Raw genomic sequence first — 1,431 nt, 5'->3', positions numbered from 1 at the left:
AGAGGGCGGTATGAGACCTGATGCCCGATTCTTCGTTTCGTGCGGGACGAGTGGGCAGGTCGTGGCGACGTCGGTCGACTACGGCCGAGGCTGGGTGAACAAGCCTGGCTCGGTCTCGGCCAGGATCCCGCGGTCGGCCAGCCGCTTGAGCTTGAGGCGGACGTTGTTGATGTTGTTGGGCGCGACCGCCACATCCATGGCCTCGCACACCTGCCGGGCCCGCAGCGGGTGGTCGGCCGCGGTGAACACCGCCATGATCTGCTGGTAGGCCGGATGGTCCGGCACCTTCGGTGCCGGCGGCGCGGGCGGTTGCGGGTCGGGCAGCTCCAGCAGTGTCTTTCGGGTGATACGGACTTCCTCGGCGGCCCGGCCGAGTTCATCGAGCCGTGCGGTCAGCTGCGTGATCTGTTCCCGCACCGTCTCGGCCTGCGCGGTGATCTCCCGTTCCCGCTCCTCCAGCCGCGCCAGCACCGCGCCGAGGGTCAGCTCCCCGCCGGTCATGCGGTGCGCCAGGCTGGTGTGGTCGCCCCAGTCAGCCGGCGCAGTATCACCGCGGTCATCGCCCAGTACACCCGCGACTCCGAACTGCGGGGCAGATGCTCGTAGTCGCGCACCAGCCTGCGGTGCAGCATCAAGATCCCGTAGGCGCGTTCCACGACCCACCGCTTGGCCTGGGGAACGAACCCGGTCTGCGCGGGATTGCGCTCCACGACCTCCACCTCGATGCCCACCTTCTCCCCGTGCGCGACGACGGCGTTCTTGAAACCCTGGTCGACCAGGGCCTTCTGTACGGTGTCGGTGTCGGCGGCGACCTTGTCCAGCAGCGCGATGCCGACGGCGTTCTCGTGCGCCGACGCGGCCGCCACGACCACCGCGATCACCAACCCCAGAACGTCAACGGCCAGGCCGCGCTTGCGGCCCGGTACTTTTTTTGCCGCGTCACGCCCCGTCGACTCAGCGGGCACTCCGGCCGCGGCGTGCACGCTCTGGGTGTCGAGCACCACCAGGCTCGGGTCCGCCTTCCGGCGTGCCATTTCCCGCACCTGCCAGCGCAGCAGGTCGTGAATGGTCTGATCGATGCCGTCGTCACGCCAGGTGTAGAAGTAGTACTTCACCGCGCCGGACGGCGGAAAGTCGTGTGGGAGCAGCTCCCACTGGCAGCCGGTCCGGCCCTGGTAGAGCAGTGCGTTGACGATCTCCCGCATCTGGTACCGGCCCTGATGGCCGCTGACCGAGGGATGCGCGGCCTTCCACGCGGCGATCACCGGCTCGACCAGCGCCCACTGCTCGTCGCTCACGTCGGTCTTGTAGGGCTTGCGCTCGCTCACGGTGCCCAGCCCAACATGCCCATGGCCGCCGACCGGACGGGATGCCGCACCGCCACACGTTCAGGTGACGACAAAACTCCTATGCACTCTCATACCGCCCTCT

At 68.3% G+C, this 1,431-nt stretch carries 2 protein-coding genes; both read right to left on the bottom strand.

Features of this window, described 5'->3' with window-relative positions:
* Positions 1 to 78: 78 nt before the first annotated feature.
* A complete protein-coding gene (locus tag ACFYMU_RS33410; protein ID WP_388381489.1) occupies positions 79 to 501 on the bottom strand; it encodes a hypothetical protein in 423 nt (140 codons plus the stop codon).
* The gene (locus ACFYMU_RS33405; RefSeq protein WP_388381487.1) at positions 498 to 1,328 is read right to left on the bottom strand and encodes an IS5 family transposase; all 831 of its coding nucleotides are present in this window, start codon (positions 1,326 to 1,328) and stop codon (positions 498 to 500) included. The genes ACFYMU_RS33410 and ACFYMU_RS33405 overlap by 4 nt, the downstream gene beginning before the upstream one ends.
* Between the last annotated feature and the right edge of the window lie 103 nt (positions 1,329 to 1,431).

The sequence above is a fragment of the Streptomyces sp. NPDC007264 genome (assembly GCF_042869095.1).
Taxonomy (GTDB): domain Bacteria; phylum Actinomycetota; class Actinomycetes; order Streptomycetales; family Streptomycetaceae; genus Streptomyces.
The sequence above is the reverse complement of the archived record's forward strand: the minus strand, read 5'-3'. Positions and strand labels throughout refer to the sequence as shown.